This is a genomic window from Microbacterium phyllosphaerae (assembly GCF_017876435.1).
Classification (GTDB): domain Bacteria; phylum Actinomycetota; class Actinomycetes; order Actinomycetales; family Microbacteriaceae; genus Microbacterium; species Microbacterium phyllosphaerae.
The window spans coordinates 1402185-1418366 of sequence record NZ_JAGIOA010000001.1; the positions used below are offsets into that span (position 1 = coordinate 1402185).

A 16182-nucleotide genomic window follows, 5' to 3' on the forward strand; every position below is an offset into this window, starting at 1 on the left:
GCAGATTCTGCTTCTCGATATTTGCCAATTGCGCGATTCGAAGCATTTCAGGGGGTCAGGTCATCAGCGACTGGATGACCCCGACCGCCGCCATCTGACCTGCCGCGGCGGCCAGCAGTACGGAGGCCATCGGACCGGGCAGGGATGCGCGGTGCGCGAGGTCTCCCGCGGCGAAGATCCCAGGCAACGACGTGCGACCGAACTCGTCGATCTCGATCGACCCGGACGGCAGCATCTGCAGACCGAGCTGATCGGCGAACGGTGCGCGGTGCCGCAGGGAGGCGGCAGCGACGAACACGCCGGCGACGGAGTGCTCAGTGGATGCCGTGGTGACGCGCACGCCGTCGGCATCCGGGGCGACCGCGGTCACGGGCTCCGGGCTGACTCGCGCGCCCGACTCTTCGAGCGTCCGGGCTTCGTCGGCGGTGAAGGCGGCCTCCACGGGGAAGACGGTGATGTCCGAGACGATCCGGCCGAGGAGGCCGATCAGGTGCTCGGCGCGGGGAGCGGGTCCGAGGATGCCGATGGACCGGCCCGCGTGCTCGTGGCCGTCGCAGAACGGGCAGCTGAACGCCTTCGTGCCCCACAGCTCCTGCAGCCCGTCGACGGACGGAAGATCGTCGGCCACGCCCGTGGCGAGGATCACGTGGCGCGCATCGACCGCATCCCCGTCGGCGAGTGAGACGGCGTAGCCGCCCTCGGTCGCGGTGACGGTCCGGGCGCCGACGTCGCGGATCTCGACGTCGGAGTACTCGGCGAGCTGTGCCTTGGCCGTCGCACGGAACTCCGCGGGCGGAGTGCCGTCGTTCGCGACCACGTTGTGCATGTGCAGCACGGTGCCGTTGCGGTACTCGCCGGAGTCGAGCAGCAGTGTGCTCCGGTGCATCCGCCCGAGTGTGAGTGCCACCTGCAGGCCGGCGGGGCCTGCGCCGATCACGATCGCGTCGTACATGTGGGGTCCTTCCGAGGGGTCGCGCTTGCGTTCGTCCCCAGTCTGTGACTTCATGTCAACATGAAGTCAAGCCTCGAGAATCCGTGGTCCGTCGGCGAGGTCGCGGGCCGCTTCGATGCATCAATCGTCATTCCGTTGTTTCGACACTCTCCATGGGAAAGTGTCATACCTGAGTCGCAGTGCGCTACTCCCGCCGATCTGTCTCCTTCTTGGCCGGACTCGCCGTCGGCGGACGGTGACGGGGAGGCCGCACGACTGTTGGCTCTCCGAGTGCCAGACGCGATCCCCTATCGCAGCGTACGGAAGGCCGCCGACATCGCCGGCGCTGATGAGGGAACGATCCGGAACATCCTGACTGGGGTTTGCTGGCCTGATTTGCGAACAATTGTGCGGCTTGAAAAGGGGCTGGATATCCCGCTGTGGCCTGTTCGCGGAGCTGGCGGTCGGCGCGCGTGAAGATCATGAGCATAGGCGACGTGGCTCGTGTGATGGGGCTACCGACCAACGTCCTCCGGCACTGGGAGACCGTGGGCTTGCTGTCGCCAGAGCGGGATGGCAGTGGGCGGCGGCAATACGACGAAGACCAGATCGTTCGAATCGCAGTCATCCAGCGGAGCAAGGGTGCGGGGATGTCGCTGGAGCAGGTCGGGGTCATGCTCAACGACGGTGCCAGGGAGCGGCACGAAATTCTGCGGAAGCATCTCGATGACCTTGACCGACGCATGGAAGACATGCGACGCTCGCGGGCGATGGCTGAACACGCGATGAATTGTCGATCCCATGACATCGCGACGTGCCCGCGCTTCCGAGCCGGGGTCGAGGACGTCATGGCGCGCTTCTGAGCCGCGACCGCATCGCCCTCACCTGAGAAAGGTCGCCCGACCACTGGCGCCTTCGCAGAGTTCGGCTGTCATCGGGCGATGCTTTCGATATGGGACCGAAGGCCGAACAATGGTGCCTCTTCGGTCGTGCCGCTCTCGTCAGTGGTACGTGGAATGACAGGACATGTTTGAGGGTATCCTGTCATTACCAATGACAGGAGTGGTATGGACGAGTCCTTCGTTAGCAGCGAGCTGACGCGCGTGCGAGGTCAGCGGAAAGCGCTTGAGTTCTCGCGTTTTGCGCACGACCAGGCCATCGCTGTGGGTCAGCGGGCCCTGCAGCTGGCGGAGGACCAGGGTCTGTCCGTTGTGGTCGATGTCCGGCGTGGGGAGCAGATCGTGTTCCATGCGGCGCTTTCGGGCACTACTGCAGAGCATGACGATTGGGTTCGTCGCAAAGTGCACACCGCCGTACGACATGAGGTTCCGAGTTATGAGTTCCTCCTGCGTCAGCGGCAGTCCGGCCGAGTGCCCGACTGGTTGGATCCCACCGAGTTCGCCGTCGCGGGCGGCGCGGTTCCCCTCTTCATCGCGGGCAGCGTCGTGGGCATCGTGACGGTCTCCGGTATCGTCACCTCGCCCGAGGGGGACCATGATCTTGCGATGTCAGCGCTGGACGTGCTCCGTGGCGAGACGGAGAGGCCATAGGGTTCTGCCATGCGCGATGATGTCATGACGATCGACCGGCGCTCACCGGTGCCGTTTTACTCTCAGCTGAAATCGCTGATGCTCGCCGACATCGCCGCGCGAGGACTCGAGCCAGGGGATCGCATCCCCACCGAGCGAGAGCTCTGTGACACCTATGACGTGTCGCGCACCGTGGTGCGCCAGACCCTTCTCGAGTTGGAGCATGAAGGCGTCATCAGTCGAGAGAAGGGGCGCGGCACTTTTCTGGCGGATCGGCGGTCGTCAGCCGGATTCGGTGGGGCGCTCGTCGGAACATTTGAGGACATCCAGAGCGAAGAAGGTCATCAGCACTCTCGAGTCATCCGCCGGGGGATCGTGCCTGCGCCGCCGCGCATCGCCGACGACTTGAGCCTCGATGAGGGGGCAGAGGTCGTCGAGATAGAGCGCATCCGCGAAGTTGACGGAGTGCCCTGGGCGTTCACGCGCACCCACCTGCCGCTCGACATCGGACGCCCTCTGCTCGACGTGCCGCTCGAGGACGTATCGCTGTTCGGGATCCTGGAGCGCGAGTTCGGTGTCACTTTCGACCGGGCGCGGCGCTCCTTCGTCGCGGAGCTGGCATCTCAGCAGGTCGCCGACGCGCTGCGTGTCGATCTCGGCTCGCCGATCCTCGCGATGAGGAGCGTGTCCTTCGACGAATCCGGTCGCGCTGTAGAGCGGTTCGCAGGCTTCCATCGGGGCGATCTGAGTCGCCTCGATGTCGAAGTGCAACACACCCGGAGTTGACATCCTGTAATTACCAATTGCATCATTGACTTGTCAGCCCCACCCGAGGGGCTCGTTTCGAGCAATGGAGCAGAACATGGCAATCAAGCCGCGGACAGGAATCCTCCTGGGTGTCGCCGGCGTCGCCGTCGCAGCAATCGCAGCGACCGTCGTCGTGAACGTCGTCAACAACTCTGGCGGCGACGAGAACGTCGTCACCTGGTGGGTTCCGGACTGGGATTACGACGCAGCGGTGGAGCTCGTCGCCGCCTACGAAGCGGACAACCCGGACGTGAGCGTCGAGATCGTCCAGACCACCGGCGACACGGTCGCAAACCGCACCGCGGTCGCCCTGGACTCGGGCAACGTCCCCGACGTGATCACCGAGTCGATCTCGCGCGTGCGCACCTACGCCGATAAAGAACAGCTCGCGGACCTGAGCGGCCTGTTCGGCGCCGACATCCCGACCGACGACTTCGCGCCCGGTCTCGTCGACGCCCTGACCTTCGACGGCAAGACCTACGCGATGCCGTACCGGTGGGCGACCAACGCCCTCATCTACAACCCCGAGCTGTTCGCGGCGGCCGGCATCGACGCTCCGCCCGCGACCTGGGACGAGTTCGTGGAGGATGCCAAGATGCTCACCTCGGGGGATGTCGTGGGGACGGCGTGGCCGATGCAGGGTGAGCCGAGCGATCTCACGCTGCGATTCCTCGAGTTCGCGGTCTCCGACGGCGCCGACATCGTCGACGGCGCACCGGAACTCAGCGAGGACTCGACCCAGGCGGCAGTCGAGATGATCGGCGGATCGGTCCTGGACGGCTGGGCGAGCCCGAGTTCATTCGAACTCGACAACACGGCGATCCGTGAACTGTTCCTCCAGGGTCGCGTGGCGATGTACCCCGGTGGTGTGTTCGACGTGGCGGAGGCCCAGGCACAGGGCGCCCCCATCGCCACCGCAGTGCTTCCCGGCCTGGACGGGGCGGGCACGGCCCTCGGCGTCGGCTGGGCCCACCTCGTTCCGGCGAAGAGCGCGCATCTCGATGCCGCGAAGGACTTCGTCGCCTTCCTCGCCGAGCCCGAGAGCATGGCCGCGCTCACCCTGACCTTCCCCGCCCGCATCAGCGCCTCGGAGGACGAGAAGTTCCAGACGCCCGAGCGGGTCGCGTATGCCGAGCAGCTCGCGGAGCATTCGGTGCCCGCCCCGAACGATCCGCGCTGGACCGGTTCGGTGCAGGCCGTGCACGACCAGATCCAGGAGGTCGCCCTCGGCCGCAAGACAGCTGAGCAGGCCGCCTCCGACATCCAGCAGATCGTCGACCAGGCGTTCGCCGAGTAATACCCGAGACAGATAGCAGAGAAGATGTCGACGCAGAGCATCATCACGGGGACGACCGGGGCACGCCGCCGGTCCGGCCGCCCGGTGGCCCTCATGCTCCCTGCGCTCGTGCTGACCGTCGTGCTGATGGTGGTGCCGATCGGCACCACCATCGTACGGGTCATCGCGGACGGGGGAGAGGGTCTTGTCCGACTGTTCGCCGCGCCCAACATCGGGCCGGTGATGTGGAACACCCTGGTGTGGACTGTGGGGTCGGTGATCGGCGGGATCGTCATCGGCTACCTCGGTGCTCTCGTGCTCCAGTCGAAGCACCTGCGGCTCGTCGGACTGTGGCGAGGTCTCGTCATGATCCCCTGGATCATCCCGGGTGTCGTCGCCGCGACCGTGTGGCGATGGACGCTCTCCACGGACTACGGCATCCTCAATCAGACACTTCTCGATGTCGGCCTGATCGATTCCCCGGTGCGGTGGCTCTCCAACCCCGACATCGTGCTCATCGCCGTGGCTCTCATCCAGATCTGGGTGACCGCACCATTCGTCATGCTCATGGTCTCGGCCGCGCTCACCGGCATACCCGAGGAGCGCTACGAGGCGGCCCGGCTCGACGGTGCCGGCAGCGCCACGATCCTGTGGCACATCATCCTTCCCGCGATCCGCACGACCACCGGAATCTGCATCCTGACCCTCGCGATCTGGGCGCTCAACTCGTTCACGATCATCTACGTCACCACGAGCGGTGGACCGGCGGGAGCTTCGACGATCCTGCCGATCCTGCTCTATCAGGCCTTCCAGCAGGGCGACCAGACCCTCGTCTATGCCGTCGCATTCGTCCAGCTCATCATCGGTGCGGTGTTCGCCGTCCTTTTCGCACGAACGATGCGCACCGACATCGAGGAGCAGTCATGAAGAATCGCGCCCTCGCCCGCCCATTCGCCGTCATCGGCGTCTGGTTCATCCTCGCCCTGATCCTCGTCTGGTCGCTCGCACCCGTCGTCGTCATGGTCTTCACCTCGTTCAAGCCCCGCGACGAGATCTTCCAGGTCCCCACCCGTCTCCTTCCGGACGTGTGGACCTGGGACAACTTCGTCACCGTGTTCACGGCATCCAACATGCCAGGAGCGCTCCTGAACTCCATCGTCGTCGGGCTCCTCGTCGCGGCAGCGACCCTGATCTTCTGCTTCAGCGCCGGTTACGCGCTCGCGCGGTTCAAGTTCCGCGGCGCCCGCCCGATGGCGCTGTTCATCCTGCTGGGCCAGGTCGTGCCGCTGACCGTCGTCCTACTGCCGCTGTACCAGATCGTGTCGTCGATGCAACTGCTCGACACCACCATCGGCCTCGCGTTCGCGCACCTCGCCATCACAGTGCCGCTCGTGACGTGGATGGTCCGCAACCAGATCGCGGCCATCCCGGTCGATCTCGAAGAGGCCGCGCAGATCGACGGTGGCAGCCGTTTCGACGCGGTCACCTACATCACCCTGCCGATCTGCGCGCCGGGACTCGTCGCCGCCGGCATGTTCGCCTTCCTGCAGTCCTGGCACGAGTTCCTCTTCGCCTCGGTGATGACGAGCTCCACCGCGGCGCGCACTGCACCCGTCGCGCTCACCGAGTTCGCGAACGAGTTCAGCGTCGACTGGGGCGCCACTATGGCGGCATCCGTCGTGCTCACCGTGCCCCTCGTCATCGCGTTCATCGCTCTGCAGCGCTACTTCGTCGGCGGACTCACCGGAGGGGCGGTCAAGGGATGAAGATCGTCGACATCCGCTGTGCCCGCATCGGCCGCAGCCCGATCATCCGCGTCCTCACCGACGAGGGCATCGACGGCTTCGCCGAGATCGAGTTCTCCAAGCCGCGCGCGGTCGCCGGATCTGTCGACCTCTACCGGTCCCTGCTCATCGGGCAAGACCCGACCGAGGTGGAGCGGTGCATGATCCGCATCCGCCGCTACGGGGCGTCCAAGCCCTGGGGCGCCGTGGTCAGCGCCATCGAGATCGCGCTGTGGGACATCGCCGGGCGCGCGCTCGGAGTGCCCATCCACCGGCTCCTCGGCGGCAAGGTGCGCGACCGCATCCGCGTTTACAACGGCGGCATCCGCACGACGCTCGGCAACCACACGCCGGAGGACTACGCCGCGTCGATGCAGTTCATGGTCGACTCGCCTGAGGGATTCTCGATCTTCAAGGAAGGCGTCGGACTGCACGGCTTCATGGCGCCGAACACGCCCGATTTCCTTTACGGCGAGCTGCGTGAGGGACCTCTGCACCCGAATCGTGGGTCCCTCACCCCGCATGGCATCGGGCACATCGTCGACTGCGTCGCGGCGATGAAGGACGTCATCGGCCCGCACCGCCGCCTCGCGCTCGACATGGGGCCTGGGTTCACGGTACCCGATGCCATCACCCTGCTGCGCGCCCTCGAGCCCTTCGACATCGCGTGGGCGGAGGACCTGCTCACCGGCGACTTCGTACCCTGGAACGATGTCGCGGGCTATCGCGAGGTGACGACCGCAACGACGGTACCGACGCATACGGGAGAGCAGCTGTATCTGCGACAGAACTTCCGGGAGCTCATCGAACAGCGCGCCGTCCGAATCATCGGCCCGGACCCCGGAGACGTCGGCGGGCTCGCGGAGTTCAAGTGGATCGCCGAGTACGCCGACCTGCACGGCGTACAGGTCGCCCCGCACGGTGTGAGCAGCGGACTCCTCGGCCTCGCGGCGCTCATCCAGCTCTCCGCGACTCTGCCCGACAACCTCATCGCCTTCGAATACCCGGTGTCAGCGGATGCCTGGTGGTACGACATCCTCGACGGCTTCGACGACACCATCGTGGTCGACGGTCACGTCCGCGTCGGCGACCGACCGGGACTCGGCGTCGACTTCGACCGCGAAGCCGCGACCGCGCACCTCGAGCCGGGCGCCGAGGATTTCTTCGACTGGAACATCAAGGAGCACTGACCCATGGAATGGAACCTGCGCGCCCTCGGAGGCACAGGACTGCAGATCACCCCGCTCACTGTCGGCGGCGCCCCACTCGGGTCGATGCCGAAGAACTTCGGCTACGACGTCGCGGAGGAGCAGGGAATCGCCACCGCGCTGGCCGCGCTCACCGGCCCGATCCGCTCCATCGACACGTCCTGCGCCTACAGCGACGGGGAGTCGGAGCGCCGCATCGGCAAAGCCATCGCGCAGATCGGCGGTGTGCCCGACGACTTCGTGCTGGCAACGAAGGTCACGCGCGACCTCACAACCGGCGACTTCTCAGGCGCCCAGATGCGTCGCGCCATCGAGGGCAGCCTCGAACGGCTCGGCGTGGACCGCGTGCCCCTCCTCTACCTTCACGACCCCGAGAACACGACGTTCTCCGAGGCGACTGCACCCGGTGGTGCGGTCGAGGTCGTGCGGGCGCTCAAGGACGAGGGCATCGCGGGGGCCATCGGCGTCGCCGGTGGCGACACGACCATCATCACCGAGTACGTCGAGACCGGCTTCTTCGACGTCCTGCTCACGCACAACCGCTTCACGCTGGTCAACCGACGGGCGGATCGGATGATCGACACCGCCGTGGAGCGCGGCATGGGCGTCGTCAACGCCGCTGTGCTCGGAGGTGGCATTCTCGCCACCGGTGCAGGCTCCTCGTCACGCTACGGGTACCGCGAGGCACCCGAAGAGCTCCTGGCCGCCATCCGTCGCATCGAACAGCTCTGCGCCGACGCCGACGTCACCCTCGCAGCGGCCGCACTGCAGTTCTCCGCCCGCGACCCGCGCATCGCCACGACCATCGTCGGCGTCTCTCGTCCCGAGCGCATTGACGAAAGCGTCGCCGCCATCACCCAGGACATCTCCGACGAACTCTTCGCAGAGGTCGACCGCATCGTCGCCGACCTGCCCGCAGACCTCGCCGGCCCCCGCTGAGAAAGACATCATGACGATCCGCACCGCCATCATCGGCTACGGCACCGGGGGACGCGTCTTCCACGGCCCCCTCATCGACGCCACGGAAGGACTCGAGGTGTCGGCCATCGTCACCTCGAACCCCGACCGCTCACAGCACGCGCAGGGGCGCTATCCGCGTGCCGCCGTGTTCGACGACGTGGATGCGCTCTTCGCCGCAGGAGGCTTTGACCTCCTCGTCGTCACCAGCCCGAACGAGACCCACGTGCCCTTCGCGCGACGCGCGGTCGACGCCGGCATTCCCGTCGTGCTCGACAAGCCGCTCGCCACCTCGGTCGACGACGCACGAGCGATCGTCGACGATGCCGAACGCGCTGGCGTGCTTCTCACGGTGTTTCAGAACCGGCGCTGGGACGGCGACTTCCTCACGCTGCGAGAGGTCATCGCTGAGGGCGCTCTCGGCGATATCCACCAGTTCGATTCTGCTTTCGAGTGGTGGGCACCGGAGCTAGGCGCCCGTTGGAAAGACACAGCCTCCCCCGAACAGGGCGGCGGGATCCTCTTCGACCTCGGACCGCACCTCATCGACCAGGCGCTCATGCTCTTCGGCGATGTCATCGACGTGCACGGCGAACTCGATAACCGCCGCGGCGGGGGTGCTGACGACGACGCGTTCGTCTCGCTCACTCATGCATCGGGCGTTCGCTCGCGCCTGTGGATGAGTGCCATCGCACCGTCCAACCGGCCGCGGTTCCGCGTCGTCGGCTCGACTGGTGTCTTCGAGTCCCATGGGCTCGACCCGCAAGAACAGCAGGCCATCGCCGGGATGCACCCGACCGAGGCGGGGTTCGGGGTACACGACGATGGACGCGTCGCCACCCTCAGCACCGCCGACGGCGACCAGCCCCTGCCGTTGTGTGCGGGCGAGCATCGCGCGTTCTACGCGCTGCTCCTCGAGGCACTCACTGCGGGTCGGCCCCTCCCCGTCGATCCAGCTGACAGCATTCGAGGCCTGCAACTCATCGAGTCTGCTCGAGGGGCCCGATGACCGCCCGTCTTGCCCTCCCCCACGTCATCGAGCGCGATGGAATCGTTGCCGTCCTCCGTGCGCCGGACGCCGATGCGTACTTGGCAGCATGCCAAATACTCATGAACGAAGGCATCAACGCCATCGAACTCACTCTGACGACTCCCGGAACCCTCCGCGCCCTTCCGTATCTCCGTGCCCATCTCCCGGAGGCAACTATCGGCGTCGGCACCGCGCTGACCGGTGCTCACGTCAACGCCGCAATCGATGCAGGTGCAGAGTTCATTGTCACGCCCATCGCTGACCCGCAGCTCGTCGACGCTGCCATCCGTCGTGGCACGCCTATCATTCCCGGTGCCTTCACCCCCACGGAAGTGCATGCCGTCTGGGCGGCTGGTGCCTCAGCGGTCAAGATCTTCCCCGCGGCGACGGTCGGAGCCGACTACCTGCGTCAACTCGCAGGGCCGTTCCCTGAGCTCACGATCATGCCTTCCGGGGGAGTCGGCCTTGATGACATCCCCTACTGGATCGGAGCGGGGGCCGTCGCGGTCAGCCTTGGCGGGCCGCTCCTCGGGGATAGCTTGGTTGGCGGCGACCTTCGCGAACTCGCCACGCGTGCTCAGGTAGCTCTGACCGCCGTCGCGTCCGCTCGGACCCATAGATGAGCGCACCACGGGTAGTCACACTCGGCGAAGCGCTGGGATTGTTCAGCACGGCGGGTCCTGACGGATTAGACCGAGCAGAACACGCTCGCATCGCTACTGGCGGAGCTGAAGCGAACGTCGCCATCGGACTCGCCCGTCTCGGGATCGACGTCGCCTGGCTTGGACGTGTCGGGGAAGACGAACTGGGGCGACGTATCGTGCGTGAGCTGCGCGCCGAGGGCGTGCATACCGCAGCGATCCAGGACGCCGCCGCGCCGACTGCGCTCATGTTGAAGGACTCTTCGCGCCCCGGTCGCACCACTGTTCGCTTTTACCGCGAAGGAAGTGCTGGCAGTCGGCTAGAAGTAGCGGATGTGTCTCGACTCGATATTTCATCGGCCTCCTGGCTGCATATCACCGGCATCGCGCTGGGCATCTCGGGTTCCGCTCGCGACGCGATCCTTCATGCCGTGCAGGTTGCCGTGGAAAACGACGTCTCAATATCGTTCGATGTCAATCACAGGGCAAGTCTCTGGGGATACTCGGACGCTGCGCCCTGGTACCGAAGAGTCGCCGCCACCGCGTCCGTCGTGTTTGGCGGCGACGACGAACTGCGGGCTATGGTGACCGCTCCGGACGACTCCACTCCTCACCAGCTTGCTGCCCAGATCGCGGCGCAGGGTCCGGGCGAAGTGGTCGTCAAGCTCGGAGATCGCGGTGCGGGTGTTCTTGCAGACGGAGCCTGGCTCGAAAGACCCGCCCAGCCAGCCCGCGTCATCGACACTGTAGGAGCTGGCGACGCCTTCGTCGCTGGGTACATCTCCGCACGCCTGAACCATGCGACGGTGAGCGAAGCGCTCGACCGTGCCTTGAAGACAGGAGCGGCTGCCTGTCAGCATCCGGGGGACTGGGAGGGGGCGCTGAGGATGCATGATCTGCACGCCGCGGATGACACGCTGAGAGTCGACCCGGTCCAACGCTGAGTGGTCTCGCGTCATGCCATGGCGGGGCGCGTTCTACCGCCCTGCGGCGCCCGGCCCACGCATAGGAACCCCTGCGTAAACTGGGAATCGTGCCACGCGTCTCGACGGTTCTTCCGGTCCGCAGCGGCCGCTCCTCCCGCATCCGGCATTCTCGCCGCGCGGTCGGTGCCGCGCTCGCCGCGGTGCTCGCCATCGGTCTGAGCGCCTGCGCTCCCGATCCTGTGAACGACTCGTTCCTCAGCGGAGACAACCCTGGCTACGTGGCGGCAGACGGAGCGATCGTCGAGATCCCTGTCGCCGATCGTGGCGAGCCCGTCGGAGAGTTCGGCGGTGTCACCGAGGACGGCGAGGACTTCAGCAGCGCCGAGCTCGAGGGCAAGGTCACGGTCGTCAACTTCTGGTACGCCGGATGCGCGCCGTGCCGCGTCGAGGCGAAGGATCTCGAGAGCGTATGGCAGGACCAGGGCGGCGACGACGTCGCCTTCCTCGGCATCAACACCCGCGATCAGGCCGACACCGCCAAGGCCTTCTCCGCTGAGTTCGGCGTGACCTACCCCAGCCTGATCGACGTCGACACCGCCGAGGCGAAGCTCGCGTTCGCGGCATCGGTTCCGATCCAGGCGACGCCGACCACGCTCGTGCTCGACAAGCAGGGCCGGGTCGCGGCCCGCATCATCGGCCCCATCGACGGCACCTCGATCCTCTCGACGCTCGTCAAGGACGCGCTCGCGGAGGACTCGTGAGTCTCGCGGGAGCGGCGTGAACCCCGAAGCCATCATCGGATCGGGAGCCCTGTGGCTCGCGATCCCCGTCGCGATGCTCGCCGGCCTCGTGTCTTTCCTGTCGCCCTGTGTGCTGCCGCTGGTGCCCGGTTACCTCGGGTTCCTCGGGGGAGCTGTCACTCCGCGCCGTGCGGCGACCACCACGGACGGCACCGCCGTCGCGACGGTCGAGGCCCCTCCTCGCAGCCGACTCGTGCTCGGCGTCCTCCTCTTCATCCTCGGGTTCAGCCTCGTGTTCGTCTCGCTGACAGCACTCGGCGGGCTCGCCAACGTCTTCCTGCTGCAGTGGGGTGAGCTGGTGACGCGCATCCTCGGCGGCGTGATCATCCTGATGGGCCTCGTGTTCCTCGGCCTGTTCGGCTTCGCCCAGCGCGAGCTGCGCTTCCACGTCGACTCGAAGGCCGGGCTGATCGGCGCACCGCTGCTGGGCATCGCGCTCGGCATCGGTTGGGCGCCCTGCCTCGGCCCGACTCTCACCGCGATCTTCGCCCTCTCGTTCAACCAGGGAGACCCGGTGCGTGCCGGCCTGCTGGGCCTCGCGTACTCGCTCGGCCTCGGCATCCCCTTCCTCCTGGTCGCTCTCGGCTTCGGATGGGCGACCAAGGCCATCGGTTTCCTGCGCCGTCACATCCGCGTGGTCAACGTCATCGGCGGCGTGCTGCTGATCGTGCTCGGCCTGCTGATGGTGACCGGGCTCTGGACCGACATCATGTCGCGACTGACGGCGGTGATGAACAGTGTCGTCCTCCCGCTCTGATCAGAAGAAGACGCATCGGAAGGATGACGTGAGCAGCACTACCGACAGGTCCAGCGATCCGCTCCGACCGTCAGACCACGTCGACGGCGAAGAGTCGATCACCCAGCCGCGCCTCGGCTTCGTGGGCTGGCTGCGCTGGGGATGGCGTCAGCTGACCTCGATGCGCACCGCGCTGATCCTGCTCCTCGTGCTCGCGATCGCGGCGATCCCCGGCTCGATCTTCCCGCAGCGGATGGCCGACCCCAACGGCGTCACGCAGTGGGAGCGCGACAACCCCGATCTCTTCCCCGTGCTCGACGGGCTGAAGATGTTCGACGTCTACCTGTCGCCGTGGTTCTCGGCGATCTACCTGCTGCTGTTCGCCTCGCTGGTCGGCTGCGTCATCCCGCGCATCCGCCACCATGCCAAGGCCCTGCAGGCCCGACCGCCTCGCACCCCTGCGCGGCTGAAGCGGCTCGCCGACTTCCGCGCGCTCGAGCGCACCTCGACGGATGCTCCCGCTGACGCGGCCGCGTCGATCGACATCGCCCAGAAGCAGCTCAAGGCGCTCGGATACCGGGTCGAGCGCTACGACGACAAGCGGTCGTCCTCGGTCTCGGCAGAGCGCGGCTACTGGCGCGAGACCGGCAACCTGCTCTTCCACCTGGCTCTGGTCGGCGTGCTGATCACGGTCGGCGTGGGCGGCGGATTCGCCTACACGGGTCAGCGCGTGCTGGTCGAGGGTGAGACCTTCGCCAACACCCTGCTCGACTACGACTCGATGAATCGCGGACGTTTCGTCGGCGACGGTGCCCTCGCTCCGTACTCGATGCGTCTTGACAGCTTCGACGTCACGTACCAGCCGTTCGGCGAAGCCGGATCGGGGCAGGCGGGCAACTTCTCGGCCAACGTCACCGTCCAGGAGAACGGCGAGGAGCGCACCGGGGCGGTCAAGGTGAACGAGCCGCTGGCGGTCGCCGACGACAACGTGTTCCTGCTCGGCAACGGCTACGCGCCGACCATCACCGTGCGCGACCCCGACGGCGAGGTGGTGTTCACCAACAGCACCCCGTTCCTGCCGCAGGACAACAACATGACCTCGCTCGGCGTCATCAAGATCCCCGACGGCCTCAGCGAGCAGGTCGGCCTCGTCGGCTTCTTCTACCCGACCACCGCAGTGCTCGACACGGGCGCCTTCTTCTCGGGCTTCCCCGAACTGACCAACCCGACGCTCACGCTCGACGTCTACACGGGAGACCTCGGCATCAACGAGGGCATCCCGCGGTCGGTCTACGTGCTCGACACGACCGGCATGACCAAGGTCACCGGACGCACGACCGATCTCGAGTCGATCGAGCTGACACCCGGCCAGACCGCCGACCTGCCGAACGGCATGGGCACCGTCACCTTCGACGATGAGTCGCCGGCCGGGGCCACCGACGCCTCGCAGTCGGTCAAGCGCTTCGCGTCGCTGCAGATCCACCGCGACGCCTCCGGGCCGTGGGTGCTCGGCTTCGCGCTGCTCGCCCTCGGCGGCCTGATGCTCGCTCTCTTCATCCCTCGTCGCCGCGTCTGGGTCAAGGCGACCGCCGCAGACGGAGTCGTCTCGTTCGAGTACGCCGGTCTCGCCCGCGGCGAGGATCCGACGCTCGCATCGGCCGTCGACGATCTGGTGGCGGGTCACGCCCGGCTGCTGGACGCCGCCGGGGTCACCGAGGCGATACCCGAGGACGAGGATGCCGACGAGTCCGCGGCCGCTGACGTCGCCGCGCCCGCCGCGCCTCGTGCCGCTGAGACCGAGCCCGACGGCACCCCTGACACCGACTCCGAGGGCGATCCCGACCGCCCCGCATCCGACATCCCGAAAGTAGACTGACATCATGTTCGACCTCGAAGTGATCTCGCCGATCCTGCTGTGGACGGCGATCGCGATCTACGCGGCGGCCTTCGTGGCCTTCGCCTTCGATCTCGCCCGCCGGTCGCAGTTGTCGGCCGATGCGGCGAGCGTCCGCGAGTTCGAACTCGTCGGTGCCGGCTCCGGAGCCCGAGGGGGCAAGGCGGCCAAGGGTGCCTCGACGGCATCCGACGCCGCACCGCAGCGTTTCGTGATGGCCCGGATCGGCACCTCGCTGACCGCTCTGGCCTTCGTCTTCCACCTCGCGGCCACGCTCACCCGTGGTTTCGCCGCCGGTCGTGTGCCCTGGGCCAACCTGTACGAATTCGCGATGATGGGCACGCTTCTGATCGTCGCGGTGTTCCTCGTGGTGCTGACGCGCGTCGATCTGCGCTTCCTCGGCACGTTCATCACCGGGCTCGTCGTGATCCTGCTCGGGCTCGCCGCCACGAACTTCTACGTCGACGTCTCGCCGCTGATGGACCCTCTCAAGAGCGTGTGGCTCGTCATCCACGTCTTCGTCGCGTCGCTCGGCACCGCGTTCTTCGCACTCGCCTTCTCCCTGTCGGTGATCCAGCTGATGCAGTCCCGCCGTGAGCGTCTGATCTCCGAGGGCGCCGAGAAGACGGGGCCCGGATTCCTCCGCACCTTCCCCGGCTCCGAGCGTCTCGAGAGCATGGCCTACCGGTTCACGATCATCGGGTTCATCCTCTGGACGTTCACGCTCATCGCCGGGTCGATCTGGGCCTACTACGCCTGGAGCCGCTTCTGGGGCTTCGACGTCAAGGAGACCTGGACGTTCGTGATCTGGGTGCTCTACGCCGGGTACATCCACGCACGTGCGACCCGTGGCTGGCGCGGCAACCCGTCAGCATGGCTCGCGATCGTCGGCTTCTCGGCCGTGATGTTCAACTTCACGATCGTGAACGTCTTCTTCAAGGGACTGCACGCCTATTCGGGCCTGAGCTAGACCGCCCGAGCACGTTCAGCGGAACGAGCGCAGTCCGAAGGGGATGACCTCGGCGTGCTCGACGCCGTCTTCGTACCAGACGAACTCCGCCTCGGAGATGGTCTCTGCGGGGCGCTTGCTGAGCGATCGGCGCGACTTGTGCGACAGCTCGGTCCAGGCTGCGACCGACAGGGTCTTCGCGTAGATCACCGAGAGGTGGAACGTCCATTCGGCGGTGCTGCGCTCGTCGAGGCGACGGAAGTCGGTGGTCTCGAGTGCCGTGCTGAGGTTCGCATACGCGGACACGAGGGATGACGTGCGCGTGAGCCGCAGAATCACGGTCTGCCAGGGGGTCGGGAACACGTCGACGGCTTCCGCGATGACCTCGACGGGGCGCTGCGCCACCGCCCACTCACGGATCAGCGTGAGGAGCTCTTCACGTCGCTCGGGTTCGTGGAAGGCGCGCAGCGTGACGTGCTCGGTGTGCGGGTGCGGAGCATCCATCCGCCCGAGCGCAGATCTCTGTTCCGCTCGGTAGACGTCGGAGACGGCTCTGGTCGGGCGCAGCACGAGGTACTGCTGCCCTTCCAGCGATGCGAGCTGGGCGGGCGAGGACATGAACGGGCGGCGCATCTCCTGATCGTACGTGCGTCGACAGGTGCGCGCTGACCGTGGCGTCTCGAGCGGGCACGGAATCGGAGCCGAGGTCGGGAT

At 66.7% G+C, this 16182-nt stretch carries 17 protein-coding genes; 15 read left to right on the top strand and 2 right to left on the bottom strand.

Translation table 11 applies throughout. The features are described 5' to 3' along the window. Positions 1-55: 55 nt before the first annotated feature. Entirely contained in the window at positions 56-1006 is a 951-nt protein-coding gene (locus tag JOF42_RS06535; protein WP_245340738.1) for an NAD(P)/FAD-dependent oxidoreductase, read from the bottom strand. Between the two features lie 407 nt (positions 1007-1413). Between JOF42_RS06535 and JOF42_RS06540 the strand changes: the two genes are divergently transcribed. The 15 genes from JOF42_RS06540 to ccsB all read left to right on the top strand — a co-directional run bounded on the left by JOF42_RS06540 (position 1414) and on the right by ccsB (position 15489). Then, positions 1414-1794 (top strand): helix-turn-helix domain-containing protein, encoded by a 381-nt coding sequence (locus tag JOF42_RS06540; RefSeq protein ID WP_210099105.1) that lies wholly within the window; start codon positions 1414-1416, stop codon positions 1792-1794. A 204-nt stretch (positions 1795-1998) separates the two neighbouring features. Next, positions 1999-2481, top strand: coding sequence for a heme-binding protein (locus JOF42_RS06545; protein ID WP_210097122.1), 483 nt, complete (start codon positions 1999-2001; stop codon positions 2479-2481). A gap of 9 nt (positions 2482-2490) precedes the next feature. Continuing rightward, the gene (locus tag JOF42_RS06550) at positions 2491-3246 is read left to right on the top strand and encodes a GntR family transcriptional regulator (protein ID WP_210097123.1); all 756 of its coding nucleotides are present in this window, start codon (positions 2491-2493) and stop codon (positions 3244-3246) included. Between the two features lie 76 nt (positions 3247-3322). After that, positions 3323-4564, top strand: a complete 1242-nt coding sequence (locus JOF42_RS06555) for an ABC transporter substrate-binding protein (RefSeq protein ID WP_210097124.1) — start codon at positions 3323-3325, stop codon at positions 4562-4564. 24 nt (positions 4565-4588) lie between these two features. Beyond that, a complete protein-coding gene (locus JOF42_RS06560) occupies positions 4589-5470 on the top strand; it encodes a carbohydrate ABC transporter permease (protein WP_210097125.1) in 882 nt (293 codons plus the stop codon). Next, complete coding sequence (locus JOF42_RS06565; RefSeq protein WP_210097126.1) at positions 5467-6309, top strand: carbohydrate ABC transporter permease; 843 nt, start codon at positions 5467-5469, stop codon at positions 6307-6309. Before JOF42_RS06560 ends, JOF42_RS06565 begins: the two co-directional genes overlap by 4 nt. Beyond that, a complete protein-coding gene (locus JOF42_RS06570) occupies positions 6306-7517 on the top strand; it encodes a mandelate racemase/muconate lactonizing enzyme family protein (protein ID WP_210097127.1) in 1212 nt (403 codons plus the stop codon). Before JOF42_RS06565 ends, JOF42_RS06570 begins: the two co-directional genes overlap by 4 nt. A 3-nt stretch (positions 7518-7520) precedes the next feature. Beyond that, a complete protein-coding gene (locus JOF42_RS06575) occupies positions 7521-8474 on the top strand; it encodes an aldo/keto reductase (RefSeq protein WP_210097128.1) in 954 nt (317 codons plus the stop codon). Between the two features lie 10 nt (positions 8475-8484). Then, positions 8485-9501 (top strand): Gfo/Idh/MocA family protein, encoded by a 1017-nt coding sequence (locus tag JOF42_RS06580; RefSeq protein WP_210097129.1) that lies wholly within the window; start codon positions 8485-8487, stop codon positions 9499-9501. Then, a complete protein-coding gene (locus tag JOF42_RS06585; RefSeq protein ID WP_210097130.1) occupies positions 9498-10145 on the top strand; it encodes a bifunctional 4-hydroxy-2-oxoglutarate aldolase/2-dehydro-3-deoxy-phosphogluconate aldolase in 648 nt (215 codons plus the stop codon). The genes JOF42_RS06580 and JOF42_RS06585 overlap by 4 nt, the downstream gene beginning before the upstream one ends. Further along, positions 10142-11107, top strand: a complete 966-nt coding sequence (locus JOF42_RS06590; protein ID WP_210097131.1) for a sugar kinase — start codon at positions 10142-10144, stop codon at positions 11105-11107. Before JOF42_RS06585 ends, JOF42_RS06590 begins: the two co-directional genes overlap by 4 nt. A gap of 89 nt (positions 11108-11196) precedes the next feature. After that, positions 11197-11850 (top strand): TlpA family protein disulfide reductase, encoded by a 654-nt coding sequence (locus tag JOF42_RS06595; protein ID WP_210097132.1) that lies wholly within the window; start codon positions 11197-11199, stop codon positions 11848-11850. Positions 11851-11866: 16 nt separating this feature from the next. Continuing rightward, a complete protein-coding gene (locus tag JOF42_RS06600; protein ID WP_210097133.1) occupies positions 11867-12646 on the top strand; it encodes a cytochrome c biogenesis CcdA family protein in 780 nt (259 codons plus the stop codon). Positions 12647-12674: 28 nt separating this feature from the next. After that, positions 12675-14501, top strand: a complete 1827-nt coding sequence (gene resB / locus JOF42_RS06605) for a cytochrome c biogenesis protein ResB (protein ID WP_307803561.1) — start codon at positions 12675-12677, stop codon at positions 14499-14501. A 4-nt stretch (positions 14502-14505) separates the two neighbouring features. Next, positions 14506-15489 carry a c-type cytochrome biogenesis protein CcsB gene (ccsB, locus tag JOF42_RS06610; protein WP_210097135.1) on the top strand — a complete coding sequence of 328 codons (984 nt, stop codon included), beginning with the start codon at positions 14506-14508 and terminating at the stop codon, positions 15487-15489. A gap of 15 nt (positions 15490-15504) precedes the next feature. Here ccsB and JOF42_RS06615 read toward each other — a convergent pair whose 3' ends face one another. Next, positions 15505-16101, bottom strand: coding sequence for a 2'-5' RNA ligase family protein (locus JOF42_RS06615; protein WP_245340739.1), 597 nt, complete (start codon positions 16099-16101; stop codon positions 15505-15507). Between the last annotated feature and the right edge of the window lie 81 nt (positions 16102-16182).